This is a genomic window from Yokenella regensburgei, assembly GCF_003634235.1.
Classification (GTDB): Bacteria; Pseudomonadota; Gammaproteobacteria; order Enterobacterales; family Enterobacteriaceae; genus Yokenella; species Yokenella regensburgei.
The window spans coordinates 113,792-139,333 of sequence record NZ_RBIZ01000004.1 but is presented as its reverse complement, the minus strand read 5'-3'; the positions used below and the strand labels follow the sequence as shown (position 1 = coordinate 139,333).

Genomic DNA, 25,542 nt, shown 5'->3' with positions numbered 1-25,542 from the left:
AGGGGTGAGACGCGTATTTATTTTCATCACTACGTTGATAATTATCGACGCAAACTGAGTAAAGCGCCAATAAAGATCCCGACAGCGGCCGCCGCGCCCACGCTCTGCCACGGACGATCGCGTACCCAGGTGTCCGCCGAGTCTGCCACATCACGAGCGGTTTGCTGAACGCGGCTGTGACCGTTCATTCTCGCCCGGGTATCCCGCAGCAGGGACTGCGCCTTACGTCGTGCGGCATCAGCCTCTTCTTTGGCGTCACTTCCCCAGGATTTCAGTACTTCTTCCAGCGAGTCAGCTAACTGGCTGACGTCATTCTGAATATCCTGTACACCATCATCAACATCATTTCTGTTTATCCGGTTAAACATGAAAACCTCCGTCGTTTATGTGGTGAGAGAAAGTGTAGAACAGATTTTTATGCCAGGACGGAAATCCGGGTTAATTAGTGCGTTTATGGAATTATCTGAAAGCGAGGTGAACGGGGAATACGGTAAGGTGGCGGGGTAGTGAAATAATGAGGAAAGACGATGTATTTACGACCCGATGAGGTGGCGCGCGTTCTTGAAAAAGTGGGATTTACCATGGATGTCGTGACCCAAAAAGCCTACGGATATCGCCGGGGTGAAAATTATGTTTATGTTAACCGTGAAGCGCGCATGGGGCGCACCGCGTTAATTATTCATCCGGCATTAAAAGAGCGTAGTTTTTCGCTGGCGGAACCCGCTACCGATATCAAAACCTGCGATCACTATCAGCAGTTTCCACTCTATTTAGCCGGAAATGTTGAACAGCATTACGGTATTGCGCATGGATTCAGTTCACGTATTGCCCTGGAGCGCTTTCTGCACGGGCTTTTTGGTGAGGCTGTGAATTAATGAAGCGACTGGCGTGAAGCCAGTCGCGAAATATCAGGCTTTTGCCCGGCGGTAATTCTCGACCCGGAACAAACGGCGGCAATAGTCCAGGAAATAGCCGTAGACCGCGCCCATCAGCATAGAGACCACAATGTTCGAGCTTACCGCGGCGGCAATCTGATGCCAGTCAGCGCCGACGGCCAGCAGGATCACGGTATAAACCGGCGACTGGAAGGTCACATAAGCCAGCACATCGGTAAAATTCCTCACCCACCCCTTTGGACTGATGCGCTGTGTCAGACGCATAAAAGCATCGCGGTAAATACCGTACGGCCAGGCAATAATAATGTTGACCGGGATAGCGACCAGGCGTGATGAAAGTGACTGTTCAAACGTCATTCCAGAGAGAAAAACTTCAATCAACATGTTCACGACGGAACAGTAGACCACCATAGCGAAAGTGTCTGCTACCGCATGACGCAGACGGGACTGCGCAGAGAACATCGATTTGCTCCTCAGAATTAAGTCGTAAACACCAAAAAACGAGCGTTAATGCAGCGTTTTTGGCGGCCTGTTTTTATGCGTATAGATTATCCATCTACATCGAAAGTAACAACTAGTGTTAAATTTTTATTTATGCAGCTTTTGTCAATAAAATGCTCTGGTTGAGCAGGAATATCCCCGGTTTTGCTATTTTTGCTGGCTAATCGGTAAATTCTTTTATTTATCAGTTAATTATGATTTATAGATGTCTGGGTGGCTGCCCGTGCTGGTACGGTCTCAGGCTTTGAAAGAGAAGTAAAAACCACGGTTTTAGTGATGCGTGTCACGTTTGGTGTTTTTTATCGTAAAACCGCCGAATATATAGCAAAACATTCTGCAATCACAATTCTAAGGTTATGCTTCTTAACTGCATAGATACTCATGTTGTGAACCACGCGATGGGAATGGCCTGAATCTACTGTGGATGTTAACAAACTGAAAATACTGGAGTGGTTTGGTGAATGAATTTAGTAACTAAATTAACCGTCAGTTTTTTTATTCACCAAATTTTAGTTAAATGTTATTAATTTAATTTTATACTATATATAGCAATATAACGATGAGCGTTGTCATAGTATCAGGTATATATTCATTCATGGATAATGAAGGGTGGAATTGACTGGGTAATTATCATAAACTGCCCGCGATAGTTGGAATAGTGTCTTATATAAAGGGTTTAGAATATTTTATGTCTGTAATGTTACAAAAGTTTAATAATATCCGTTCACTGCGTGCTATGGCGCGAGAATTCTCCATTGACGTTCTTGAAGAGATGCTGGAAAAATTCAGGATCGTGACTGAAGAAAGACGCAATGAGGAACTGTCATTACGTCAGGAAAATATTGAGCAGCAGGAAAAAATTAACGCCTGGCTTGAGCTGATGAAAGCCGACGGCGTGACGCCGGAAGAACTGCTGGGTGGTAAAGCGGCAGTTATCGAGGGTTCCGCAAAACGTAAAGCGCGTCCGGCGAAATATCGTTTTACGGATGCCAGCGGTCTTGTGCAAACCTGGACCGGTCAGGGCAGAACGCCGAAACCTATTGCGACTGCACTGGCGAACGGTAAAACGCTGGACGATTTCCTCATCTAATCCGCCGGCGGTGAGCGTAACCTCACCGCTCTGCTAGCGTCGGTTCCATGGCATGACGGCCAGCAAACGCGCCATGCCACAAAAACCGGTTACCCCTGCGAGGGTTAATCCCGCCCCGACAAAAGCGCTCAGCAGGAAAAATGCGCTCGACAGCGTATAGCCAAGCAAAACCCCGCACAGAATCAACACGCCAGCAGCAATCTGCACCTGACGCATTAGCGGCAGCGGCTGACTTGCATCTTTTATCACCGGCAGCCCGGCCTGCTTCCACGCATCAATGCCGCCTTCCAGTAAATACACCTTTCCGGGGGCCGCTGCGCCGAGCAGCTTTACCGCATTACCAGACGAGCGTTTGCCGGACTGACAGTGAAAAATCACGCTATCATCTGCGCTAAGGTTCAGGCGGGCACCTTGTTCTATCGCGCTCAGGGGCAACAGTTGTGCTTCGGCGATATGTTCTCTGGCGTATTCATCCGCCTCGCGCATATCGACAAGCCTGGTGCCAGCGTGCAGGCGGGCTTCAGCCTCGCGGGCAGTAATGGTTTCAACACTCATGGCGTTCTCCTTATGGGCACCAGATAGCTTTCAGCGTACTGATAATCTGATTTACCGCTGGGTTTTTGATGGAATAGTGCTGGCGTTGAGCGCGGCGCTCGCAGTCAATGAGGCCCTCCTCGCGCATTTTTGCCAGGTGTTGTGACGTGGCCGAAGGGCTGAGCCCGGTGACCTGAGCCAGCTCGCCGGCGGTGGTATCCGGTGCACCGCACAAGGTGCACAGAATCATCAGTCTGCTGGGGTGGCTCATGGCCTTAAGTAGTGCGGCGGCCTCACCGGCACTTTGTTGCAGCTGTTCAAGTTCAGTCATTGTATTTTAGTGTTTTCTAAATTTAGGTAATACTAAAATAAAGACCAATGAAAAGCGAGTACAGAAAACGTAAAGGCGGGTAAAAACGTGCGGAACGCAGAGAGGGAGACGCTACAATGCTACGCTTAAACAGACAATAATTTCATCTGCATGGAGTCGTTATGGGTTTTTGGCGCATCGTATTTACTATCCTTATTCCACCGCTGGGTGTCCTGCTGGGCAAAGGCTTTGGCTGGGCGTTCATTATTAACATTCTTCTGACGCTGTTTGGCTACTTCCCGGGCCTGATCCATGCGTTCTGGGTACAGACCAAAGAGTAATACCTGTCATGCTGCATCTTCCCGATGCAGCAGATCTTCATAGATCCCGGTCAGCACTCCTCCAGGCCGAAACGCTTTCTTGATCCACTGCGTCACCTGGCCCGTGGCGGCATGCTGCGTGGCGAGCAGCATACGGGAATCCTGACGCGGGTTATGGATCCGGCGGGTTATCAGCAGGTTATCTTCCATCGCTTCACGCACCATATAATCAGGCAAAAAACCGATCCCATCCCCCAGGATCTGGCACTGACATTTGGTGTTGAAATCAGGCACCAGAATGGCCTCCTGCCCGTGTAACAGCCAGCCCACCTTTTTATTAATCGTATGCGCAGTGTCTTCGACCATGATGTTGGGATACAGACGCAGCTGGCTTTCGGCGATAGGCTCCTGCACAAAAGCCAGTGGATGATCGGGAGCGATGGCGAAAGCCCAGCGCACGGCGCCAATTTCGGTGTAATCAATGCCGCCACCGTCGAGCAGGGTATCCGGTGCTCCAATCGCGATATTGACCTGGTTATTGATAATGGAATCCCACACCCCGTTGTAAACCTCGGTGGTCACCGTTATCTGGCAGGTCGGGAACTGTCGTTTCAGCACCTGCAGCAGGCGGGCCGTATGGCGGGGGGTGTACAGCAGCTGATTAATACAAATGCGTACCCGGGCCTCAATGCCCTGGGCAATGGTGTCGATGCTGCGCTTGATGGCGTGAAAATCATTCAATAGATCGGTGGCTTTGCGAAAGAAGTAGAAACCAGATTCGGTCAGTTCAATGCTGCGGGTGCTGCGGGTAAACAGCACTACATCCAGCCCGGTTTCCATTCGCTTGATGGTGTAGCTGATGGCCGAGGTGGTGAGCCCAAGCTCTTCTGCCGCCTTGCTAAAACTACTGAAACGCGCAGCAGTGGTAAATGCCAGCAGATTCTCCTCGGTAAAAATAGAATTCATTACACCCGCTCCTGTCATCATTTGCGAAATCACCATTGTTGAATGTATTTGCATTTCTTATCGTGGGCAATCAGTTTTGAACGAAATTTAACACTGCGATTACATTTGATTTGAGGGCTATCACACTTCTGGAAATTTGTTATATCCCGCATTCTGTGGGGCATAGCGGGGAGTGAGTAGCAGATACTCGCTGCGGGCAAAATGCGCGTAGACATAAGAGAAAGATTGCACTGCTGCACATTTTTGCTCTGATTATTGAATGTTACTCAATAATCAATGCGGTTACGATGAATGAAATTTAAGCGGATGTTTTTATCCGTACGCTGTTGCTATTCTCAGATAAACAAAATGAATAAACAAAAAAATCGAGGAGAAAGATAATGTCAGATAATACCCTCATCAGTGAATTCCTTGAGGCAGCGGAGCAGGGCAACGCTGCTGGATTAAAAGCATGCCTGGAAAAACGCGTAGATATTAATGCCACTAACCGCCAGGGTCGCACGGCGATTATTATTGCCAGTCTGAACAAGCATTACGACTGCGTAACATTACTGATTAATGCAGGTGCCGATATTAATAAACAGGATCAAACCTGCTTTAACCCTTTCCTGCTGAGCTGCCTGAATAACGATCTGCAATTACTCCGCCTGGTATTACCGGCAAAACCCGATCTCGACCGTCTGACGCGCTTTGGCGGTGTGGGTATTACCCCGGCCAGCGAGAAAGGCCACGTTGAGATTGTCCGCGAATTGTTAGCGCACACTGACATCAACGTTAATCACACCAACTTTGTCGGCTGGACGCCGCTGCTTGAGGCCATCGTCCTGAACGACGGCGGCGAAAAGCAGCAGCAAATTGTCAGCCTGCTGCTGGAGCACGGCGCTAACCCGCACATGACCGATAAGTACGGGAAAACGCCGCTGGAACTGGCGCAGGAAAAAGGCTATCACGCCATCGCCGCGCTGCTGAAACAGGCTGGCGCATAACTAAAGGAGCGCCATGAACACCACGCCGCAACGGCAGTGGGTACAGGCGCTCACGGCAGATGAAGGGTTTCTCTCCCTGCGGGGGAGCGGCCGGGTAGAACAGGTTTTTCGCCATGCGGTGAACCTGTTTATCCCTGAACAGCAGCGGCTGTTCACGCTGCTAAGCGAAGGCTGCGACAACGCGCCCAACAGCTGTCGGTTGGCGCTTACTCACTGTGACACGCTGTTCCGCCCCGGTGAGCAGATTATCTTTAGCGATACAGGCATTACGATAGCGCAGGATAAAGGGATAACGACCCGCGGCTGCCAGCGCTGGCAGCCGGAGAAGTGGGTACTCACCACCGAGCGGTTTGCTGAAATCCCCTGGCGAGGCTGGTTCCGCAACCTTCGCCAGCAGCTTGACGAGAATGACACCTTATTTTGTTACCGTGGCGAGCATTTCTTTTACCGGGAGATAGCCTGCCAATTACAGCAGCGAAGAAAAGATCTATTTCGCGCCATTCAGCAAGGAGAAAATATTTCACCGGCGGTTACCTCGTTAATGGGGTTAGGTATTGGCCTGACGCCGTCGGGAGATGATTATCTGGTGGGGCTGGCGATAATCTTATTTATATCCGGGCATCCGCTGGAGAAATATCGTGAGGTTTTTTTATCAGCCTTACAGGCTGGCAGAAATAATACCACGCTATTAAGTGCTATTACCTTAGAGGCAGCGTTTGCACAACGCTATCGGGAAAATATTGGTCGGCTAACCGCCGAAATAATGGCCGGAAAGCAAACGGCAACGGAAAAAACATTTTCTGCTATTAAAAATATCGGCTCAAGTTCTGGCTGCGACATGCTGTATGGCATGGCGGACGCCTGCGCGCTGAGCTATCTGTCCGGAGAGAATTATGTCAACCAGGATTGTCATTAAAAAGAATACCTACTTTGATTCGGTTTCGCTGATGTCTATCTCGACCCGCGCAAATAAATTAGACGGCGTGGAACAGGCATTTGTCGCCATGGCGACTGAGATGAACAAAGGGGTACTGAACAATTTAGGCATGCTGACCCCTGAGCTGGAAGCGGCCAAAAGCGGCGACCTGATGATCGTTATCAAAGGGGCGAGCGACGAGGCAAACGAAGAGAACCTGGCAGCGATTGAGGAACTCTTCACCCATAAAGCCGAAAGCGGCCAGCATGAAGCGCGCTACGCCACCCTCGTCAGCGCCAAAAAACATCTGCCGGAGAGTAATCTGGCGGTGATTTCGGTGAACGGCCTGTTCGCCGCCCGCGAAGCGCGTCAGGCGTTGAACAATAACCTCCACGTAATGTTGTTCTCCGACAACGTCTCGCTCGACGACGAGCTGGCGCTCAAACAGCTGGCACACGAGAAGGGGCTATTGATGATGGGGCCAGACTGCGGCACCGCCATCATTAACGGCGCTGCGCTGTGCTTTGGCAACGCTGTACGCCGCGGCAACATCGGCATCGTTGGCGCATCCGGCACCGGCAGCCAGGAGCTGAGCGTGCGGATCCACGAGTTTGGCGGCGGAATTTCGCAGCTTATTGGTACCGGTGGCCGCGATCTCAGTGAAAAAATCGGTGGTCTGATGATGCTCGATGCCATCGCCATGCTCGAAGCCTCTGAAGATACTGAGGTGATTGTGCTGGTCTCCAAGCCACCGGCACCGGCGGTGGCAGAGAAAATTCTCAAGCGGGCTCGCGCCTGTAAAAAACCTGTGGTGGTGTGCTTCCTCGGACGTGATGCCGCGCCTGCCGACGAATCTGGTCTGCAGTTCGCCAGCGCCACCAAGGCCGCCGCGCTGAAGGCAGTACTGCTGACAGGTATCAAAGAGGAGAGTCTGGATCTTCACCCGCTGAACTGGCCGCTCATCAAAGAGGTTCGTGCCCGTCTGACTCCCGAGCAGAAATACATTCGTGGCCTGTTCTGCGGCGGTACGCTGTGTGACGAAGCGATGTTTGCGGCGATGGAAAAACACGCCGACGTTTACAGCAATATTCACCCCAATCCGGCATTCCGCCTGGCGGATATCAACCGAAGCACAGGACACACCTTCCTTGACTTCGGCGATGACGATTTCACTAACGGCAAACCGCACCCGATGATTGACCCCACCAACCGCATTAGCCGTCTGCTGCAGGAGGCGCGCGATCCTGAGGTCGGCGTTATCGTGATGGATTTCGTGCTCGGCTTCGGCTCACACGAAGATCCGGTCGGCGTGATGCTCGATGCCATCAAAGAAGCCAAAGCCATTGCTGCCGCAGAGGGCAGACCGCTTGAGATCCTGGGCTATGTGCTGGGTACCGATCTCGATACTCCATCGCTTGAAAAACAGTGCCAGATGCTGACCGATGCCGGGGTTATCTGGGCAAGCAGCAGCACCAATACCGGGCTGCTGGCACGTGAATTTGTGGTTAAAGGGGAGGAAGCCTGATGAGCCAGTCACTATTTACTCAACCGCTGAACGTTATCAACGTCGGTATCGCCATGTTCAGCGACGACCTGAAAAAACAGCACGTCGCCGTGACTCACCTCGACTGGACGCCGCCGGGGCAGGGCAACATGCAGGTTGTCGCTGCCCTCGACACCATCGCCGAATCCCCACTGGCAGAGAAAATTGCGGCGGCTAACCAGCAGGCGCTGGAGCGCATTATCCAGTCGCATCCGGTGCTGGTGGGTTACGACCAGGCTATCAACGTGGTGCCGGGGATGACCCGCAACACCATTCTCCACGCCGGCCCGCCGGTGCGCTGGGAGAAAATGTGTGGCGCAATGAAAGGTGCCGTGACCGGTGCGCTGGTGTTTGAAGGGCTGGCGAAAGATCTCGACGAGGCTGCCGGGCTTGCGGCTTCCGGTGAAATCATCTTCTCGCCGTGCCACGAGCACGACTGCGTGGGCTCCATGGCCGGGGTCACTTCCGCCTCCATGTTTATGCATATTGTGGAAAACAAAACCTACGGCAACCGCGCTTACACCAACATGAGCGAGCAGATGGCGAAGATCCTGCGCATGGGTGCGAACGATCGGAGCGTTGTCGATCGCCTCATCTGGATGCGTGACGTTCAGGGCCCCATGCTGCGCGATGCGATGAAGATCATCGGCGAAATCGATCTGCGGCTGATGCTGGCCCAGGCGCTGCACATGGGCGACGAATGCCACAACCGTAATAACGCGGGCACGACCTTGCTGATCCAGGCGTTAACGCCGGGCATTATCCAGGCCGGATATCCGGTTGAGCAGCAGCGTGAAGTGTTTGAGTTCGTCGCCAGCAGCGACTACTTCTCCGGCCCGACGTGGATGGCGATGTGTAAAGCGGCAATGGACGCAGCGCACGGCATTGAATACAGCACCGTGGTGACCACCATGGCGCGTAACGGCGTGGAGTTCGGCCTGCGGGTCAGCGGTCTGCCGGGCCAGTGGTTTACCGGCCCGTCGCAGCAGGTTATCGGGCCGATGTTTGCGGGCTATAAGCCGGAAGACTCCGGGCTTGATATTGGTGACAGCGCCATCACGGAAACCTACGGCATCGGCGGCTTTGCGATGGCGACGGCCCCGGCGATTGTGGCGCTGGTGGGCGGCACCGTGGAAGAGGCGGTCGATTTCTCGCGGCAGATGCGGGAAATCACCCTCGGCGAGAACCCGAACGTCACGATCCCGCTGCTGGGCTTCATGGGGATCCCTACCGCTATCGATATCACTCGCGTGGGCAGCAGCGGCATTCTGCCGGTTATCAACACGGCGATTGCGCACAAGGATGCCGGCGTCGGGATGATTGGTGCCGGGATCGTGCATCCGCCGTTCCGCTGCTTTGAGAAAGCACTGTTAACGTTCCGCGATCGCTACTGCTTATAAGGTAGGCATCCATGAAAAACATGAATCTGGAGTGGAAAAGAGGTGACTGGGCGGCTTACTTCGGGTTGATGACGAACAACCTGACGAACCTGCTGACCATGATGGGCATGCTCATCTTCGTGGTCGGTATCCCGCAAGAGATTGTTTATGGTCGTATTGCGCCAGCCTTCGGGCTGGCGGTACTGGCGGCGAGTATTTTTTATACCTGGTTTGCCATGCAGATGGCGCGGCAGACCGGGCGCAAGGACGTGACGGCGCTGCCGTCCGGCCCCAGCGCGCCGTCAATCTTTACCGTCACCTTCCTCGTGTTGATGCCGGTATATCAGCAAACCAAAGACGCGGAGTTTGCCATTCAGATTGGCCTCGTCTGGTGTTTTGTTGAAGCGATGATCCTGGCGGGCGGCTCTTTCCTCGGCGAGACCATTCGTAAGATGATCCCGCGTACCGTACTGCTCTCCTGTCTCTCGGGGCTTGGCCTGCTGCTGCTGGCCATGAACCCGATGCTGCAGGCGTTTGAAGCGCCGACGGTATCGTTCATCGTGCTGTTGCTTATCTTCATTAACTGGTTTGGTAAAAAGCCGATGTTTGCCCGTATTCCAACCGGCCTGCTGTTGCTGGTTGCCGGTGCGGGGCTGGCGTGGGTCTCCGGTCTGCAAAGCCCGGAAGCGATTAAAGCCTCGATGTCTTCCTTCGGCTTTAACCCGCCGCAGGTGCAGGTGAGTAGCTTCCTGCAGGGGCTGCCGCACGCGCTGCCGTACCTGGCATCCGCGGTGCCGCTGGGGCTTGCGAACTACATCTTTGACCTGGAAAACATTGAGAGCGCCCACGCGGCGGGTGATGAATACAACACCCGAAAAGTCATGCTGGCGAACGGGCTGTCGTCGATGCTGGGCTGCCTGATGGGTAACCCGTTCCCGGTGACGGTGTATGTGGGTCACCCTGGCTGGAAAGCGATGGGGGCAGGGATGGGCTACAGCCTGGCCTCCGGGCTCACCATGTTCCTCGTGCCGTTGTTCGGCCTTGGCGCCTTCATGCTTGCCATTATTCCGATGACCGCGATTGTGCCGATTCTGGTGTTTATCGGCGTAGTGACCGCCAACCAGGTGGTGCGCGAAACGCCGAAGCCGGAAGTGCCGGTTATCTTCATCTGTCTGTTCCCGTGGATAGCCAACTGGGCGCTGACCATGATGAACGGTCTGATGGGGGCGGCGGGCACCTCGGCGGCAGAAATTGGCGCCGCGGCGCTGCACAGCAAAGGTATTTTCTACGACGGCCTGATGCATCTGGGCAACGGTGCGCCGCTTGCCAGCATGCTGTGGGGATGTATCGCTATCTTCGCTATCAACAGTCAGCCGATGCGCGGTGCGGTCGCCGCCGCCGGTGGGGCACTGCTGGCGCTGTTTGGCATCATTCACGCGCCGGTGGTGGGCTTTGCAGAGGGCAGCTCTCTGACCTTCGTGCTGGCCTACCTGATGATGAGCGGCATGTTTGTCCTCAAACACGTTCTCGACAGCCGTGAGGCGGCGCGTGCGGGAACGGCATCGGTATCTGAAGCCTGACTTTCGCCCTCCCTCTCCCCCGGGAGAGGGTTGTGGCGAGGGGAGCAGAGCGCACCATCCAAAGGAAAACAGATGAAAGAACTCGTGGTGGTTGCCATCGGTGGCAACAGCATTATTAAAGATAACGCCCGTCAGTCGATTGAACATCAGGCGGAAGCGGTCAAAGCGGTGGCAGATACGGTGCTGGAGATGCTGGCCTCGGATTACAACATTGTGCTGACCCACGGTAACGGCCCGCAGGTGGGGCTCGACCTGCGGCGTGCGGAAATTGCCCACGAGCAGGAAGGATTACCGCTGACGCCGCTCGCCAACTGCGTCGCGGACACTCAGGGCGGAATTGGCTATCTTATTCAACAGGCGTTGAATAATCGCCTGGCGCGGCGGGGAGAGCAGAAAGCCGTCACGGTGGTCACTCAGGTCGAAGTAGACCCGCAGGATCCTGGCTTCGCACATCCGGCGAAACCCATTGGCGCGTTCCTGAGCGAAGCCCAGCGTGACGTCCTGCAGGAGCAGCACCCGGACTGGCGCTTTGTTGAAGACTCCGGGCGCGGTTATCGCCGGGTCGTGGCTTCACCAGAGCCGAAACGCATTGTCGAGGCGGAGGCGATTAAAACCCTGACCGCGCAGGGATTTGTGGTGATTGGCGCCGGTGGCGGCGGGATCCCGGTGGTGCGCAGCCCGGAAGGTGATTATCACAGCGTTGATGCGGTGATCGATAAAGATCTCTCCACCGCGCTGCTGGCGCGCGAGATCCGTGCCGATATCCTGGTTATCACCACCGGCGTTGAGAAGGTGTGCGTTCACTTCGGCAAACCGCAGCAGCGGGCGCTGGACGTGGTCAACATCGCCGACATGACCCGTTATATGGAAGAAGGACACTTCCCACCGGGCAGCATGCTGCCAAAAATTGTCGCCAGCCTGGCGTTCCTCCACCACGGTGGCAAACGCGTGATTATCACCACTCCGGAGTGCTTACCTGCCGCTCTGCGCGGGGAAACCGGAACCCATATTGTGCATGCCTGAAACGCGATAAAAGGAAGAAGATAATGAGCGAAAATAAAAGCCGCCGTGAATTTTTAAGCCAGAGCGGCAAAATGGTCACCGCCGCCGCGCTGTTTGGCGCCACCTCCCAGGTGGCGTATGCTGCCACTCCTGGCGTGGCAAACTGTGAAGTGAAAGGAACCATGACTCTCGACGATACCCATTACTACCTGGACAACGTCCGTCTCGAAACCGGATTTGACTACGAGAACGGCAGCGCAGCCCATACCCGGACGGAACTGCAGACGGTTGAAATTGAGAACGGCAAAATTGTTGCCCTGCGCGATAACAAGAGCCACCCTGACGCGACGCTTCCGAGCTACGATGCCGGCGGCAAGCTGATGCTCCCGGCGATGCGCGACATGCATATCCACCTCGACAAAACCTTTTACGGCGGGCCGTGGCGCTCGCTGAACCGCCCGGCGGGTACCACGATTCAGGATATGATCAAACTGGAGCAGAAGATGCTGCCGCAGCTGCAGCCCTACACCCAGGAACGGGCAGAAAAGCTCATCGATCTTATCCAGTCGAAAGGCTCGACCGTTGCGCGCAGCCACTGCAACATCGAACCGGTTTCTGGACTTAAAAATCTGGAAAACCTGCAGGCGGTGCTGGCGCGTCGTCAGGCAGGGTTCGACTGTGAAATCGTGGCCTTCCCTCAGCACGGACTGCTGCTGTCAAAATCAGAGCCGCTGATGCGTGACGCGATGCAGGCCGGGGCACACTACGTCGGCGGCCTGGATCCGACCAACGTCGACGGCGCGATGGAAAAATCGCTCGATACCATGTTCCGCATCGCGCTGGATTACAACAAAGGGGTGGATATCCACCTCCACGAGACCAGCCCGGCAGGCGTTGCCGCCGTAAACTACATGGTGGAAACCGTCGAGAAAACGCCGGAACTGAAGGGTAAACTGACCATCAGCCACGCTTTCGCGCTGGCGACGCTCAACGAGCAGCAGGTTGATACGCTGGCCACCCGCATGGCGGCGCAGCAAATTACGATAGCCTCGACGGTGCCGATTGGCACCCTGCACATGCCGCTGCAGCAGCTGCGTGAGAAGGGCGTTTTCGTGATGACCGGCACCGACAGCGTGATTGATCACTGGTCACCGTTTGGTCTGGGCGACATGCTGGAGAAAGCGAACCTCTACGCCCAGCTCTACATCCACCCGAACGAGCAAAACCTCTCCCGCTCGCTCGCTATCGCGACGGGCGACGTGCTGCCGCTGAACGATAAAGGCGAGCGCGTCTGGCCGAAAGCGCAGGATGACGCCAGCTTTGTGCTGGTGGACGCCTCCTGCTCTGCCGAAGCCGTTGCCCGCATCTCGCCGCGCACCGCCACCTTCCACAAAGGGAAGATGGTATGGGGCAGCGTTAACGTCTGAGGCGAAATGACCCTCTCCGTCAGGAGAGGGTCGCCTGTGCGTTCAGACGAAATGCCGCCACCGCCTGGCGCAGCTGTTCGGCCTGATCTTCCAGCGCGGCGGCAGCCGCGGCTGATTCCTGCACCAGCGAGGCGTTCTGCTGGGTTACGCTATCCATCTGCGACACCGCGAGGCTCACCTGTTCAATGCCCCGGCTCTGCTCATCAGAGGCGGAGGCAATTTCACTCATGATGTTCGTCACGTGCGCGACGGCAGCGACGATTTCTTTCATCGTATCCCCGGCTTCGGCCACCTGGCTAGTACCGGTATTCACTCGGTTAACTGAGTTCTCGATAAGCCCTTTAATCTCTTTTGCCGCCTGGGCGCTGCGGCTGGCCAGCGTTCGCACCTCTCCGGCCACTACCGCAAAGCCCCGGCCCTGTTCCCCGGCACGCGCGGCTTCCACCGCAGCGTTGAGCGCCAGAATATTGGTCTGGAAGGCAATACCGTCAATTACGCCGGTAATGTGCGCAATCTGCTGCGAACTGTCGGAGATATCGTTCATGGTGTGAACAACGTGATCGACCACCCGTCCACCGCGGGCCGCGGTTTCTGAAGCCGTTTTTGCCAGCAGCGTTGCCTGACGCGCGTTGTCGGTGTTCTGTTTTACCGTTGCGGTCAGCTGTTCCATGCTGGCGGCGGTTTCTTCCAGTGAAGCGGCCTGCTGTTCGGTGCGTGAAGAGAGGTCATTGCTCCCGGCGGCGATTTCACCTGCGCCGGTGTAGATGGAATCGGTGCTGCTACGCACGGCGCTGACGGTAGTCACCAGCGACTGCTGCATCTCGTGCAGACCGCTTGCCAGCTGGCCCATCTCGTTGCGGCTGTCGATGGTGATGGTGTGCGTCAAATCACCGTGAGTGATGGTGCGGATATGATTCATGATGCTGTTAAGCGGTTTCAGCAGCAGATGCTGCAGCCCAAGCCAGATAACCACCAGTACTGCCACCACCGCCAGCAGAATACTGCCGAGCGTCCATAGCATACGGGTGAAGTTGTTCTGGTTGGTGTCGGCGGCGGCTTTCAGCAGCGTGTTATTGGTGCTGCGCCACTGACTGTAGGCGGCTTCGGCGTCATCCTGTGCCTGCTGGGCATCGAGATCGCCATAGGCCTGATAGTTATCGGCTTTCAGGAAATCAATCGACTGGCGCAGTACGTCGTGCATTTGTTGCCACGATTTCGCCATCGCGGCGGCCTGTTCCGGGTTTTGCCCTGCCACCGGCGGCAGGCTCTGCCAGATTTTGTAGTCGCTCTCGGCCTTCGCCAGCGAGGTGTTGGCGGTGTTCAGCAGTTTGTCGATCGCCGCAAGCGAAGCCGGATCGCGCTGGTTCTTGAGAAAGCGGATCGCCACGCGGGTAACGGTCACTCGGGTTTTAATAAGCGTATTCACGCTCTCGCTCAGGTTCTCCTGCTGGGCGTTCAGCACGCCTGAACTCTGGAAGTTCAGGCGATCGCTGTTGACCGCAGAGTAAAACAGGCCTCCGGTGACCGCCTGCAGCAGACAAAAAATGCCAAGGGCGATAACGATTCCGGTAATAACGCGTACATTTTTCAGCATGACGACAGTCCATTTGTTAAGCAGAAGCGCTCAATAAATGACTATCGGCGTGACGGGTGGAAACTTAAATTTAGCGCGGTATCTCGCTCTTCAGGTTCCCCTGCTGATAAGCCAGCGCCACGACCAGCGACTGTACCAGACACAGCGTTGCCGACTGAGAGCGGAAGGCGTCTACCTGCGCCTCTTTCACCACAAAGCACAAATCGCTGAAGGTGGCGAGCGGGCTAAGCTGGCTGTCGGTGATAACAATCTGTCGGGCACCGGCTTTAGCGGCCATTTCGCTGACCATCAGCGTCTCTTCGGCGTAGGGTGAAAAACTCACCGAAACCACAATATCCTGCGCCTTAATGCGTCCGACCTGTTCACGCAGCATCCCGCCCATGCCGTCGAGCAGGACCGGGCGACACTCAAGATGGCTCAGAGCGTAGGTCAGATAGGTGGCAACACTGAACGAGCGACGCAGACCAACCACGTAGATGGTTTCTGCCTGCCCCAGCAGGTTGACCGCGCGTTGCAGCATCTGCGGTTCGGTGCGGGCCGCCAGCTGCTGTAATGACTGGGCGTTAGAGCGGGCAAACTCCTGCAGAATATCGAGCGGCGTCTCCGGAACCGCCTCGCTTTCCATCTCGCGAAACAGGCGCGCACGGTCGCTGTAGCTGGCGGTCTCTTCGACCAGATTCATGCGAAACAACTGTTTCATCTCGTTGAAGCCGGTGAAGTCGAAGGCGTTGGCGAAACGGATGAGCGTTGAGGGCGGTACGTCCGCGCGTTCGGCAATCACCGCGACGGTGTCGAACGCCACGCTGTTGGTGTTATCCAGTACGTAGCGGGATACCTGCTGCAGGCGTTTGCTCAGGCTGTCATAGCGGTCGCGGATCTGCTGCTGCAGTTCACTCAGGCTGGATGCTGTGGTCATTTTTCCCTCTCTTGGTCGTCCGTCCATTCTACAACATAAAAATCCATTGCTGATCACAATAATCAATATTTGTTTTATTTCAACTTAAAATAGAACGTTTATTTCATATACAGTGTTCTGGTCACAATCACCTAACAACAGCGAGAGGGTTCAGGATGGAGACGGTAGCGAATTTTATTCACGGCGAATGTGTCACCGGTTCAGGCCAGCGCGTTCAGACGATCTTCAACCCGGCCAGCGGCGAGCCCATTCGCCAGGTGGTCATGAGTAGCGCGCAGGAAACCGCGCAGGCGGTCACCGCCGCCCAGCAGGCGTTTGCTGGCTGGTCACGGCAGTCGCCGCTTAAGCGCGCACGCGTGATGTTCCGTTTTAAAGCCCTGCTCGAAGCGCACATGCCGCGCCTGGCACGCATCATTAGCGAAGAGCACGGCAAAGTCTATTCCGACGCGGTAGGCGAACTGACCCGTGGCCTGGAGGTGGTGGAGTTTGCCTGCGGTATTCCGCATCTGCAAAAAGGCGAACACTCCGCTAACGTCGGTACCGGCGTCGACAGCCACTCGCTGATGCAGCCGCTCGGCGTCTGCGCGGGCATTACCCCGTTTAACTTCCCGGCGATGGTGCCGATGTGGATGTTCCCGATAGCCCTTGCCACCGGCAACACCTTTGTCCTGAAGCCTTCAGAGAAAGATCCGTCTCTGGCGCTGGCGCTGGCACAGTTGCTGAAAGAAGCCGGCCTGCCGGACGGCGTGTTCAACGTCGTGCAGGGCGACAAAGAAGCGGTGGACGTGCTGCTGACCGACCCGCGCGTGCAGGCGGTGAGCTTCGTCGGTTCAACGCCAATTGCGGAATACATTTACCAGACCGCATCGGCCCACGGCAAACGCTGTCAGGCGCTGGGTGGGGCGAAAAACCACTGCGTGCTGATGCCGGATGCAGACATGAAAATGGCGACCAGCGCGATCATGGGCGCGGCCTACGGTGCGGCGGGAGAGCGCTGCATGGCGCTGTCGGTGGTGCTGGCGGTAGGAGAAGAGACCGCAAACGACCTTTGCGCACGTCTGGAAGAACAAATTGCGACCCTGCGCGTGGGGCCAGGGCTCGACCAGACCCCGGAAAACGAAATGGGGCCGCTGATTTCGGCGGCGCATCGCAGCAAAGTGCTTGGCTACATTGACAGCGGCGAAGCGCAGGGCGCAGTGCTTCGCGTTGACGGTCGTGGGCTGAAGGTGAAAGGGCACGAGCAGGGCTTCTTCGTTGGCCCGACGCTGTTTGATAACGTCACTCCACAGATGACGATTTATCAGGAAGAGATTTTCGGCCCGGTACTTTGTGTGGTGCGCGTTGCAGATTATGCGAGCGCGGTGGATCTGATTAACCGCCACGAATATGGTAATGGTTCGGCGATTTTTACCCGCGACGGTGGCTGCGCGCGGCGCTTCTGCGAAGAGGTGCAGGCCGGGATGGTCGGGGTGAACGTACCGATCCCGGTGCCGATGGCGTTCCACAGCTTTGGCGGCTGGAAGCGCTCGATTTTCGGGCCGCTTAACGTCCACGGTCACGACGGCGTGCGCTTCTACACCCGTATGAAAACCATCACCGCCCGCTGGCCTGAAATGCAGCAGGATCAGGGGGCGGCATTCTCCATGCCGACGCTGGGCTGACAGGAGGGATTATGAAAACCGAACGCATGACCATGGCTCAGGCCCTGGTCCGCTTTCTGAATCAGCAGTATGTGTCGGTAGACGGTCAGGAGACGCCCTTCGTGGAGGGCGTCATGACTATCTTCGGTCACGGCAACGTGCTGGGGCTGGGACAGGCGCTGGAGCAGGATCCGGGGCATCTGAAGGTGTACCAGGGCTGCAACGAACAGGGGATCGCGCATATCGCCACCGGCTTTGCCAAACAGCATCGCCGCCAGCGGGTGATCGCGGTGACCTCGTCGGTCGGGCCGGGGGCGGCAAACATGGTGACCGCCGCTGCCACCGCCACCGCTAACCGTATTCCGCTCCTGCTGCTGCCGGGCGACATCTACGCCAGCCGCCAGCCGGACCCGGTGCTGCAGCAGATTGAGCAGTATCACGACCTGAGCATCAGCACCAACGACTGCTTCCGCCCGGTCTCCCGCTACTGGGATCGCATCAATCGCCCGGAACAGCTGATGAGCGCGATGCTGAGCGCCATGCGGGTACTGACCGACCCGGCGGACTGCGGGGCGGTGACCATTTGCCTGCCGCAGGACGTGCAGGGCGAAGCCTGGGACTATCCGCTGAGCTTCTTTGCCCGCCGGGTGCATCACATTGAACGCCGTCCGCCGGATGCGACAAGGCTTGAGCAGGCACGCGCGCTGATTGCCCGCAAGCGCCGTCCGCTGGTGGTCTGCGGCGGTGGGGTTCGCTACTCCGGCGCGCATCAGGCGCTGCAGCAGTTTGTTGAAAAATACCATCTGCCGTTTGCCGAAACCCAGGCCGGGAAGGGGGCGCTGGTGAGCGATCACCCGCTCAACCTCGGCGGGCTGGGGGTGACCGGGGGGCTGGCGGCGAACCTGATTGCGCCGCAGGCGGATCTGGTGATTGGCGTGGGCACCCGCCTTACCGATTTCACCACCGGCTCGAAAGCGCTGTTCGCACATCCGGACGTTGAGTTTTTACTGCTGAACGTGGCGGAGTTTGATGCCCTGAAGCTCGACGCCACGCCGCTCATCGCCGACGCCCGCTGTGGCCTGCAGGCGCTCTGCGGGGCGCTGACCGATTATCGCAGCGACTGGCAGGCAGAGATCCCGCAGGCGAAAGCCGAATGGAATGATGAACTGCAGCGGCTGTGGCAGCGCGACTGGCAGCCGGATGACGCCCCGGAAGTCGCGGGGCATCTTGATGCCGCGCTTGCGGAATACGGTGAAACGCTCAATACCCGCCTCACCCAGACCCGGGTGCTGGGGCTTATTAACCAGCATATTGAAGATGACGCGATCGTGGTGGGGGCCGCAGGCTCGCTGCCCGGCGATCTACAGCGCCTGTGGCAGGTCCGCACCCCGGACAGCTATCACCTCGAGTACGGATACTCCTGCATGGGCTACGAGATTGCCGCCGCTATCGGCGCACGCCTCGCGATGCCCGAGCAGCCGGTGTACGCCATGGTGGGCGACGGCTCGTATATGATGCTGCACTCCGAGCTACAGACGGCGGTGCAGGAGGGAATTAAAGTCACCGTACTGCTGTTCGATAACGCCGGTTTCGGCTGTATCAATAACCTGCAGATGGGCCACGGAATGGGCAGTTTTGGCACCGAAAACCGCAAGCGTAATCCGCACAGCGGCAGGCTTGACGGCCCGTTGGTGAAGGTGGATTTCGCGCAGAACGCCGAGAGCTACGGCTGTCGCGCCTGGCGGGTACATGATGAAGCAAGCCTGCTGGCCGCGCTGGCGGAGGTTCGCACCTGTCCGGGACCGGCATTGCTCGATATCAAAGTGCTGCCGAAAACCATGACCCACGACTATGCCGCATGGTGGCGTACCGGCGATGCCCAGGTGGCGCAGTCTCCGGCGGTACAGCAGGCGGCAGAAGCCACTCAGGCGCAGCTGAAACGCGCACGTCAGTACTAGTTTTTCCCTTCGTTTTTGCCCTCACCTCAACCCCTCACCGGGCGGGTGAGGGCAACCCATCGCAGTAACCCGATTCCCCTGATGTTGTGATAGTGATAACAAAATTTATCCATCCATTAACAAAAGTGTTAACTCACACTCAAAAACATAATTTTCAAATTTTATAAAAATGAAATAAATGTTTTATTTGCTGTGTCGTTAGTTTATCGCATTCATCAACACCGGGAGCCGTTATGTTTAACATCGCTTTACTGGGAGCTGGTCGAATTGGCCAGGTACATGCAGCTAACATCGCCACTCACAAAGAGACCACGCTGTGGTCGGTGGTCGATCCGAACCAGGAGTTCGCCACCCGCCTCGCCACGAAATATCAGGCACGTCTGCAAACGATCGACGAGGCCATGACCGATCCTAACGTGCACGGCGTACTTATCGCCTCTGCCACGGATACACACGCCGATTTAATCGAACTCGCCGCCCGGCACGGCAAAGCCATTTTCTGTGAAAAACCGGTTCATCTCGATCTGGCTCGCGTCCGCGACTGCCTGAAAGTGGTGAAGGAGTACGACGTACCGCTGTTTATCGGTTTTAACCGCCGTTTCGATCCCCAGTTCCGCCGGGTGAAAACCGACGCGGAAAATGGCCGTATCGGCAAACCAGAATCCCTGCTCATCATCTCCCGCGATCCGTCACCGCCGCCGGCGGAGTACGTTCGCGTCTCCGGCGGGATGTTCCGCGATATGACCATCCACGATTTCGACATGGCGCGTTTCGTGATGGGCGAAGAGCCGGTGTCGGTCTATGCCCAGGGCAGTAACCTGGTGGATCCGGCGATTGGCGCGGCGGGCGATATCGATACCGCTTTTATCGTACTCAAATACGCCTCTGGTGCGCTGGCGACCATCGTTAACAGCCGTCGCTCGGCCTACGGCTACGACCAGCGTCTGGAGCTGCACGGCTCTGAAGGGCTGCTGACGGCGGGCAACATTCTGGAAAACCAGGTTCAGCATTACGGAAAAGAGGGCTGTACCGGCGCGCTGCCGGAGCACTTCTTCCTCCAGCGTTACCACGCCGCTTACGCCCTGGAATGGGAGCATTTCGTGGCGGTTCTGCGCGGTGATGCAGCGCCTGAGTGCAGCGGCGATGACGGCGAACGCGCGCTGTATCTGGCGGATAAAGCGCTGGAATCGTTAAAAAATAATCGTGAAGTCTTCCTCTGATTTACCTGACAACAACACACCCTACACAGAGAGACATAACAATGAAAAAGCTGATTTTAGCCGCCCTCATCGCAGTGACATCCGGGGCGGCCATTGCCGAGAACGAGCAAATTGTATTCAGCACGCCGAACCTGGCGATGCCGTTTGAAGTCCACATGCAGCGCACGGCGGTGAAAGCCGCGAAAGAGATGGGGGTTAATCTGCAGGTGCTGGACGGCCAGGGCAGTTCACCGAAACAGGTGGCTGACCTCGAAAACGCCATCACCCGTGGGGCACAGGGCTTTATCGTTTCGCCAAACGACGTTAACGCCGTTTCCAGCGCCGTGGATGAAATTCAGGACGCCAAACTGCCGGTGGTGACCCTCGACCGTTCGGTCGACAGCCAGAAAAAAGTGCCGCACTTTGGCGCCAACAACTACAAGGGCGGCCAGGCGATCGGTGATTTTGTGAAAGCAAAATTCCCTGACGGTGCTGAGATAATTCTGCTGACCGGCCAGCCGGGCTCCTCTTCCAACATTGAACGTACCAAAGGGATCCGCGACAGCCTGAAGGCTGGTGGCGATAAGTACAAGATCGTCGCCGATCAGACCGGTAACTGGATGCGTTCTGAAGGTATGCGCATTGTAGAAAGCGTACTGCCGTCACTGCCAAAACGTCCGCAGGTGATCCTCTCCGCGAACGACGATATGGCGCTCGGTGCCATTGAAGCGCTGCAGAGCCAGGGTCTGAAGCCGGGCGAAGTGCTGGTTACCGGTTTTGATGCGGTGCCGGAAGCACTGGCGCGGGTTCGCGACGGCTGGCTGGCGGTGACCGCCGATCAGCGTCCGGGTTTTGCGGTGCAAACGGCGATGACCCAACTGGTGGCAAACGTGCGTGAGAAGAAGCCGATCGTCGGCGCAGACTATCCACCGACCCTTATCACCAAAGACACCCTGCAACAGGCTGAGCGTATCGGCGAAGCCGGTAACTGATTCGCCCCGAGCCGCCGCCCTGGCGGCGGCCCAACGTGACGAAGGAGCAGACTGATGTCGCAACCTTTACTGAAAGTTACCGATCTGGCCAAGAGCTTCTCCGGCGTCTGGGCGCTCAGCAGCGCCCAGCTCACCGTCGGGGAGGGCGAGATCCACGCCCTGCTTGGCGAGAACGGTGCGGGAAAATCGACCCTGCTGAAGGCGCTGGCGGGCGCACAGCCGCAGACGCGGGGTGATATCTGGTTCAATGGTGAAACGCTGCCGGTGGACGATTCACCGGTCGAGCGGCAGAACAAAGGCATTATCACCATCTATCAGGAGTTCAACCTCCTGCCCAACATGACCGCGGCGGAGAACATGTTTCTTGGCCGCGAACCGCGTAAACGCAACCTGATCGTCGATGAAAAAGCGGTGAATCAGGAGGCGAAGGTGATCCTCGATTACCTGCAGCTCAACGTGGCACCCACCACCGCCGTGGCACGTCTGAGCGTCGCCCAGCAGCAGATGGTGGAAATTGCCCGCGCGCTGACGCTGAACGCCAAACTGATCATCATGGATGAACCCTCCGCTGCGCTCAGCGATAGCGAAGTGGAGAGCCTGCACCGGGTAGTGCGCGAGCTGAAAAGTCGTGGTGTGAGCATTATCTACGTGACGCACCGCCTTCACGAAGTGTTCCAGCTCTGTGACCGCTTCACCGTCTTCCAGGATGGCCGTTACACCGGCAGCGGCACGGTGGCGGAAACCCATGTGGAACAGCTGATCCGCCTGATGGTGGGGCGTGATGTGGTCTTTGACCGCCGTCCGGCGAGTGAAACCCACCATGAAGACAAGCCGGTCCGCCTGAAGGTTGAAGGGCTGTGCCGGGAGAAACCGCCGCTGGATCCGCACGGTATCGCGCTGCATGACATCAGTTTCCAGGTACATGCCGGGGAAGTGTTAGGCATTGCCGGGCTGGTGGGTGCCGGGCGCACCGAAGTGGCGCGCTGCCTGTTTGGTGCTGACGGTTTTACCCGTGGTGCGTTTGAGCTTGACGGCGTGCCGTATCAGCCGCGCGACCCGCTGTTTGCCCTCGACAAGGGCATCGCGCTGGTGCCGGAAGACCGCAAAAAAGAGGGCGCGGTGCTGGGGCTGTCGATTCGCGACAACCTTTCGCTTTCAAGCCTTTCTTCGCTGCTGCGCTGGCGCTTTTTCGTCAACACCCGCAAAGAAGATGCGCTGATCGAATCTTATCGCCAGGCGCTGCAAATCAAGATGGTCAACAGCGAGCAGGAGGTGCGCAAGCTCTCCGGCGGCAACCAGCAGAAGGTGATCCTCGCGCGCTGCATGGCGCTGAACCCGCGGGTGTTAATTGTGGATGAGCCGACGCGCGGTATCGACGTGGGTACCAAATCCGAAGTGCATCAGGTGTTGTTCGATATGGCAAAAACCGGCGTGGCGGTGATCGTGATTTCCTCCGACCTGCCGGAGGTGATGGCGGTGTCTGACCGCATTATCACCCTGAGTGAAGGCCGGGTGACCGGTGAGATTCACGGTGACGACGCCACAGAAGAAAAGCTGATGATGATGATGGCCATCAACCACAACGCCCTGAACGCGGCCTAACGGAGTCTCCAATGACGCAGATGATTTCAAAAACGCCGACCGCGACTAAACGCAACGGACGTACCGACCTGATCGCTTTCTTCGAGCGCTTCGGGGTGCTGATTTTCATGATCCTGCTGCTGATCTTCTTCCAGCTGCAGAACAGCAATTTCCTGTCAGAACGTAATATTTTCAACATCCTGACCGAAGTGTCGATCTACGGGATCATGGCCGTGGGGATGACCTTTGTCATTCTGACCGCCGGGATAGATCTGTCGGTAGGCTCGATTCTTGCGGTCTGTGCCATGACCGCCGCCTATGTGATCAAGGGCGATAACTTTACCACCGTCGATCCCAACGCCTGGGGCGGCATGAGCTGGCTGATTGGTATCGGCATTTGCATGGCGATGGGCACCGCGATCGGCTTCCTGCACGGCCTCGGCGTTACCCGTCTGCGCCTGCCGCCGTTCATCGTCACCCTGGGTGGCATGACCATCTGGCGCGGCCTGACGCTGGTGATTAACGACGGCGCCCCGATTGCGGGCTTTGATGCGGGCTACCGCTGGTGGGGCCGTGGCGAACTGCTCGGCATCTCCATTCCTATCTGGATTTTTGCCATCGTCGCCCTCGGCGGCTACCTGGCGCTGCATAAAACCCGCTGGGGACGCTTTGTCTACGCCATCGGCGGTAACCCGGAGGCCGCACGCCTGGCCGGGGTAAACGTCAAAAGAGTACTGGTGAGCGTCTACGTATTGATTGGCTGTCTCGCCGGGCTGGCGGGCTTCATCCTCAGCGCCCGTCTCGGCAGCGCCGAAGCGGTCGCGGGGATCTCCTTTGAGCTGCGCGTGATTGCCTCGGTGGTGATCGGCGGAACCTCGCTAATGGGCGGCTATGGACGCATTGGCGGCACCATCATCGGCTCCATCATCATGGGCATTCTGATTAACGGCCTGGTGCTGATGAACGTCTCCGCCTACTACCAGCAGATTATTACCGGATTAATTATCGTTCTGGCCGTGGCGTTTGATACCTACGCCAAGAGCCGTCGCGGTGCACTGTAAGGAGTGTGTAGATGAAAGAGGTGCGAGTAGGACTTATTGGGACCGGCTACATCGGCAAGGCGCACGCCATTGCCTATGCCCAGGCCCCGACGGTATTTAACCTGCGCGGCAAGCTGGTGCGCGAAATGGTGGCAGAAGTGACGCCGGAGCTCGCCGCCGAGCGGGCCGAGGCGTTCGGTTTTCGCCGCTCCACCGGCGACTGGCGCGAGCTGGTGGCGGATCCAAACATTGATGTAGTGGATATCTGTTCGCCGAACCATCTGCACAAAGAGATGGCGCTGGCGGCTATCCGCCACGGTAAACACGTCTATTCCGAAAAACCGCTGGCGTTGAACGCCCACGATGCCCGGGAGATGGTGGAAGCCGCCGAAAAGGCCGGGGTGAAGACCCTGGTGGGCTTTAACTACATGAAAAACCCGACGGCGAAACTGGCAAAAGAGATTATCGCCCGCGGTGAAATCGGTGAGGTTATCCACTTCTACGGCACCCATAACGAAGACTATATGGCTGACCCGCTGGCGCCTATCCACTGGCACTGCTTCAAAGAGACCGCGGGCCTCGGGGCGCTTGGCGACCTGGCGGCGCACATCGTCAACATGGCGCACTACCTGGTCGGTGACATAGCGCAGGTGTGCGGCGACATGAAAATCGTGGTGCCGATGCGCCCGGTACAGGCGGGAGCAAGCCAGATGGTGGCGGTCGAGAACGAAGATCAGGCCCACGCGATGGTGCGTTTTGCCAGCGGCGCTCAGGGGGTGATTGAAACCTCCCGCGTGGCCTGCGGCCGCAAAATGGGGCTGTCGTACGTCATTACCGGCACCAAAGGCACGATAAGCTTCACCCAGGAGCGGATGGCTGAACTCAAGCTTTACCTGCACGACGACCCGGTGAACCGCCAGGGATTCCGCACGCTGCTGGTCGGGCCCGCGCACCCGGAATATGGCGCATTTTGCATGGGGGCGGGGCACGGCATTGGCTTTAACGACCAGAAAACCGTGGAAGTGCGCGATCTGGTGGACGGCATTGCCGCCGACGCACCGCTGTGGCCGGATTTCGCCGAAGGATGGAAAGTCTCACGCGTGCTGGACGCCATGGCGCTTTCGCACCAGCAGGGCCGCTGGCTGAACGTGAACGACATTGTCTGATGAGGA

At 57.0% G+C, this 25,542-nt stretch carries 24 protein-coding genes; 17 read left to right on the top strand and 7 right to left on the bottom strand.

Going from position 1 to position 25,542, the window contains the following annotated elements:
* Window positions 1-41: 41 nt before the first annotated feature.
* A complete protein-coding gene (locus C7387_RS12045) occupies window positions 42-368 on the bottom strand; it encodes a DUF883 family protein (protein WP_006817315.1) in 327 nt (108 codons plus the stop codon).
* A gap of 159 nt (window positions 369-527) precedes the next feature.
* Between C7387_RS12045 and C7387_RS12040 the strand changes: the two genes are divergently transcribed.
* On the top strand, window positions 528-875 hold the full coding sequence (locus C7387_RS12040; protein WP_006817317.1) for a DUF2002 family protein: 348 nt from the start codon (window positions 528-530) through the stop codon (window positions 873-875).
* A gap of 33 nt (window positions 876-908) precedes the next feature.
* Here C7387_RS12040 and alaE read toward each other — a convergent pair whose 3' ends face one another.
* Complete coding sequence (gene alaE, locus C7387_RS12035; RefSeq protein ID WP_006817318.1) at window positions 909-1,358, bottom strand: L-alanine exporter AlaE; 450 nt, start codon at window positions 1,356-1,358, stop codon at window positions 909-911.
* Between the two features lie 727 nt (window positions 1,359-2,085).
* On the opposite strand from alaE, the gene stpA reads away from it, so the two are divergent.
* Window positions 2,086-2,487, top strand: a complete 402-nt coding sequence (gene stpA / locus C7387_RS12030) for a DNA-binding protein StpA (RefSeq protein WP_038255179.1) — start codon at window positions 2,086-2,088, stop codon at window positions 2,485-2,487.
* 33 nt (window positions 2,488-2,520) lie between these two features.
* Here the strand turns inward: stpA and C7387_RS12025 are convergent, their stop codons facing one another.
* Together C7387_RS12025 and C7387_RS12020 are read right to left on the bottom strand one after the other, a co-directional pair.
* A complete protein-coding gene (locus C7387_RS12025; protein ID WP_120816781.1) occupies window positions 2,521-3,042 on the bottom strand; it encodes a rhodanese family protein in 522 nt (173 codons plus the stop codon).
* A 10-nt stretch (window positions 3,043-3,052) separates the two neighbouring features.
* Window positions 3,053-3,352: an ArsR/SmtB family transcription factor gene (locus tag C7387_RS12020; protein ID WP_038255176.1), complete on the bottom strand. Its 300-nt coding sequence runs from the start codon at window positions 3,350-3,352 to the stop codon at window positions 3,053-3,055.
* Window positions 3,353-3,513: 161 nt separating this feature from the next.
* Between C7387_RS12020 and C7387_RS12015 the strand changes: the two genes are divergently transcribed.
* Complete coding sequence (locus C7387_RS12015; RefSeq protein ID WP_006817323.1) at window positions 3,514-3,672, top strand: YqaE/Pmp3 family membrane protein; 159 nt, start codon at window positions 3,514-3,516, stop codon at window positions 3,670-3,672.
* A gap of 6 nt (window positions 3,673-3,678) precedes the next feature.
* On the opposite strand, the gene C7387_RS12010 is transcribed toward C7387_RS12015, so the two are convergent.
* A complete protein-coding gene (locus C7387_RS12010) occupies window positions 3,679-4,617 on the bottom strand; it encodes a LysR substrate-binding domain-containing protein (RefSeq protein ID WP_038255174.1) in 939 nt (312 codons plus the stop codon).
* 380 nt (window positions 4,618-4,997) lie between these two features.
* On the opposite strand from C7387_RS12010, the gene C7387_RS12005 reads away from it, so the two are divergent.
* From C7387_RS12005 to C7387_RS11975, 7 genes are all read left to right on the top strand, one after another.
* On the top strand, window positions 4,998-5,603 hold the full coding sequence (locus tag C7387_RS12005; RefSeq protein WP_006817325.1) for an ankyrin repeat domain-containing protein: 606 nt from the start codon (window positions 4,998-5,000) through the stop codon (window positions 5,601-5,603).
* Window positions 5,604-5,616: 13 nt separating this feature from the next.
* Window positions 5,617-6,519, top strand: coding sequence for an oxamate carbamoyltransferase subunit AllH family protein (locus C7387_RS12000; RefSeq protein ID WP_120816780.1), 903 nt, complete (start codon window positions 5,617-5,619; stop codon window positions 6,517-6,519).
* Window positions 6,497-8,044, top strand: coding sequence for an acyl-CoA synthetase FdrA (fdrA, locus tag C7387_RS11995; protein WP_120816779.1), 1,548 nt, complete (start codon window positions 6,497-6,499; stop codon window positions 8,042-8,044). The genes C7387_RS12000 and fdrA overlap by 23 nt, the downstream gene beginning before the upstream one ends.
* Window positions 8,044-9,462 (top strand): YlbE family protein, encoded by a 1,419-nt coding sequence (locus C7387_RS11990; RefSeq protein WP_006817328.1) that lies wholly within the window; start codon window positions 8,044-8,046, stop codon window positions 9,460-9,462. The genes fdrA and C7387_RS11990 overlap by 1 nt, the downstream gene beginning before the upstream one ends.
* Before the next feature lie 11 nt (window positions 9,463-9,473).
* Entirely contained in the window at window positions 9,474-11,021 is a 1,548-nt protein-coding gene (locus tag C7387_RS11985) for a xanthine permease (RefSeq protein WP_120816778.1), read from the top strand.
* A 72-nt stretch (window positions 11,022-11,093) separates the two neighbouring features.
* Entirely contained in the window at window positions 11,094-12,044 is a 951-nt protein-coding gene (locus C7387_RS11980) for a carbamate kinase family protein (protein WP_006817330.1), read from the top strand.
* Window positions 12,045-12,067: 23 nt separating this feature from the next.
* Window positions 12,068-13,450: an amidohydrolase family protein gene (locus tag C7387_RS11975; RefSeq protein WP_006817331.1), complete on the top strand. Its 1,383-nt coding sequence runs from the start codon at window positions 12,068-12,070 to the stop codon at window positions 13,448-13,450.
* 19 nt (window positions 13,451-13,469) lie between these two features.
* On the opposite strand, the gene tcp is transcribed toward C7387_RS11975, so the two are convergent.
* Window positions 13,470-15,044 (bottom strand): methyl-accepting chemotaxis citrate transducer, encoded by a 1,575-nt coding sequence (gene tcp, locus C7387_RS11970; protein ID WP_006817332.1) that lies wholly within the window; start codon window positions 15,042-15,044, stop codon window positions 13,470-13,472.
* Between the two features lie 70 nt (window positions 15,045-15,114).
* Window positions 15,115-15,960: a MurR/RpiR family transcriptional regulator gene (locus C7387_RS11965; RefSeq protein ID WP_006817333.1), complete on the bottom strand. Its 846-nt coding sequence runs from the start codon at window positions 15,958-15,960 to the stop codon at window positions 15,115-15,117.
* 155 nt (window positions 15,961-16,115) lie between these two features.
* On the opposite strand from C7387_RS11965, the gene C7387_RS11960 reads away from it, so the two are divergent.
* From C7387_RS11960 to C7387_RS11930, 7 genes are all read left to right on the top strand, one after another.
* A complete protein-coding gene (locus C7387_RS11960) occupies window positions 16,116-17,621 on the top strand; it encodes a CoA-acylating methylmalonate-semialdehyde dehydrogenase (protein ID WP_006817334.1) in 1,506 nt (501 codons plus the stop codon).
* 11 nt (window positions 17,622-17,632) lie between these two features.
* Entirely contained in the window at window positions 17,633-19,558 is a 1,926-nt protein-coding gene (gene iolD / locus C7387_RS11955) for a 3D-(3,5/4)-trihydroxycyclohexane-1,2-dione acylhydrolase (decyclizing) (RefSeq protein WP_120816777.1), read from the top strand.
* A gap of 233 nt (window positions 19,559-19,791) precedes the next feature.
* On the top strand, window positions 19,792-20,778 hold the full coding sequence (iolG, locus tag C7387_RS11950; RefSeq protein WP_006817336.1) for an inositol 2-dehydrogenase: 987 nt from the start codon (window positions 19,792-19,794) through the stop codon (window positions 20,776-20,778).
* A gap of 41 nt (window positions 20,779-20,819) precedes the next feature.
* On the top strand, window positions 20,820-21,749 hold the full coding sequence (locus C7387_RS11945) for a substrate-binding domain-containing protein (RefSeq protein ID WP_006817337.1): 930 nt from the start codon (window positions 20,820-20,822) through the stop codon (window positions 21,747-21,749).
* A gap of 54 nt (window positions 21,750-21,803) precedes the next feature.
* Complete coding sequence (locus tag C7387_RS11940) at window positions 21,804-23,351, top strand: sugar ABC transporter ATP-binding protein (protein WP_120816776.1); 1,548 nt, start codon at window positions 21,804-21,806, stop codon at window positions 23,349-23,351.
* Window positions 23,352-23,362: 11 nt separating this feature from the next.
* On the top strand, window positions 23,363-24,391 hold the full coding sequence (locus tag C7387_RS11935; protein ID WP_006817339.1) for an ABC transporter permease: 1,029 nt from the start codon (window positions 23,363-23,365) through the stop codon (window positions 24,389-24,391).
* Between the two features lie 11 nt (window positions 24,392-24,402).
* Window positions 24,403-25,536, top strand: a complete 1,134-nt coding sequence (locus tag C7387_RS11930) for a Gfo/Idh/MocA family protein (protein ID WP_120816775.1) — start codon at window positions 24,403-24,405, stop codon at window positions 25,534-25,536.
* Window positions 25,537-25,542 lie beyond the last annotated feature (6 nt).

Coding starts and splice junctions, on each gene's coding strand:
- C7387_RS12045 (WP_006817315.1), bottom strand. CDS start 368: ATGTTTAACCGGATAAACAGAAATGATGTTGATGATGGTGTACAGGAT.
- C7387_RS12040 (WP_006817317.1), top strand. CDS start 528: ATGTATTTACGACCCGATGAGGTGGCGCGCGTTCTTGAAAAAGTGGGA.
- alaE (WP_006817318.1), bottom strand. CDS start 1,358: ATGTTCTCTGCGCAGTCCCGTCTGCGTCATGCGGTAGCAGACACTTTC.
- stpA (WP_038255179.1), top strand. CDS start 2,086: ATGTCTGTAATGTTACAAAAGTTTAATAATATCCGTTCACTGCGTGCT.
- C7387_RS12025 (WP_120816781.1), bottom strand. CDS start 3,042: ATGAGTGTTGAAACCATTACTGCCCGCGAGGCTGAAGCCCGCCTGCAC.
- C7387_RS12020 (WP_038255176.1), bottom strand. CDS start 3,352: ATGACTGAACTTGAACAGCTGCAACAAAGTGCCGGTGAGGCCGCCGCA.
- C7387_RS12015 (WP_006817323.1), top strand. CDS start 3,514: ATGGGTTTTTGGCGCATCGTATTTACTATCCTTATTCCACCGCTGGGT.
- C7387_RS12010 (WP_038255174.1), bottom strand. CDS start 4,617: ATGAATTCTATTTTTACCGAGGAGAATCTGCTGGCATTTACCACTGCT.
- C7387_RS12005 (WP_006817325.1), top strand. CDS start 4,998: ATGTCAGATAATACCCTCATCAGTGAATTCCTTGAGGCAGCGGAGCAG.
- C7387_RS12000 (WP_120816780.1), top strand. CDS start 5,617: ATGAACACCACGCCGCAACGGCAGTGGGTACAGGCGCTCACGGCAGAT.
- fdrA (WP_120816779.1), top strand. CDS start 6,497: ATGTCAACCAGGATTGTCATTAAAAAGAATACCTACTTTGATTCGGTT.
- C7387_RS11990 (WP_006817328.1), top strand. CDS start 8,044: ATGAGCCAGTCACTATTTACTCAACCGCTGAACGTTATCAACGTCGGT.
- C7387_RS11985 (WP_120816778.1), top strand. CDS start 9,474: ATGAAAAACATGAATCTGGAGTGGAAAAGAGGTGACTGGGCGGCTTAC.
- C7387_RS11980 (WP_006817330.1), top strand. CDS start 11,094: ATGAAAGAACTCGTGGTGGTTGCCATCGGTGGCAACAGCATTATTAAA.
- C7387_RS11975 (WP_006817331.1), top strand. CDS start 12,068: ATGAGCGAAAATAAAAGCCGCCGTGAATTTTTAAGCCAGAGCGGCAAA.
- tcp (WP_006817332.1), bottom strand. CDS start 15,044: ATGCTGAAAAATGTACGCGTTATTACCGGAATCGTTATCGCCCTTGGC.
- C7387_RS11965 (WP_006817333.1), bottom strand. CDS start 15,960: ATGACCACAGCATCCAGCCTGAGTGAACTGCAGCAGCAGATCCGCGAC.
- C7387_RS11960 (WP_006817334.1), top strand. CDS start 16,116: ATGGAGACGGTAGCGAATTTTATTCACGGCGAATGTGTCACCGGTTCA.
- iolD (WP_120816777.1), top strand. CDS start 17,633: ATGAAAACCGAACGCATGACCATGGCTCAGGCCCTGGTCCGCTTTCTG.
- iolG (WP_006817336.1), top strand. CDS start 19,792: ATGTTTAACATCGCTTTACTGGGAGCTGGTCGAATTGGCCAGGTACAT.
- C7387_RS11945 (WP_006817337.1), top strand. CDS start 20,820: ATGAAAAAGCTGATTTTAGCCGCCCTCATCGCAGTGACATCCGGGGCG.
- C7387_RS11940 (WP_120816776.1), top strand. CDS start 21,804: ATGTCGCAACCTTTACTGAAAGTTACCGATCTGGCCAAGAGCTTCTCC.
- C7387_RS11935 (WP_006817339.1), top strand. CDS start 23,363: ATGACGCAGATGATTTCAAAAACGCCGACCGCGACTAAACGCAACGGA.
- C7387_RS11930 (WP_120816775.1), top strand. CDS start 24,403: ATGAAAGAGGTGCGAGTAGGACTTATTGGGACCGGCTACATCGGCAAG.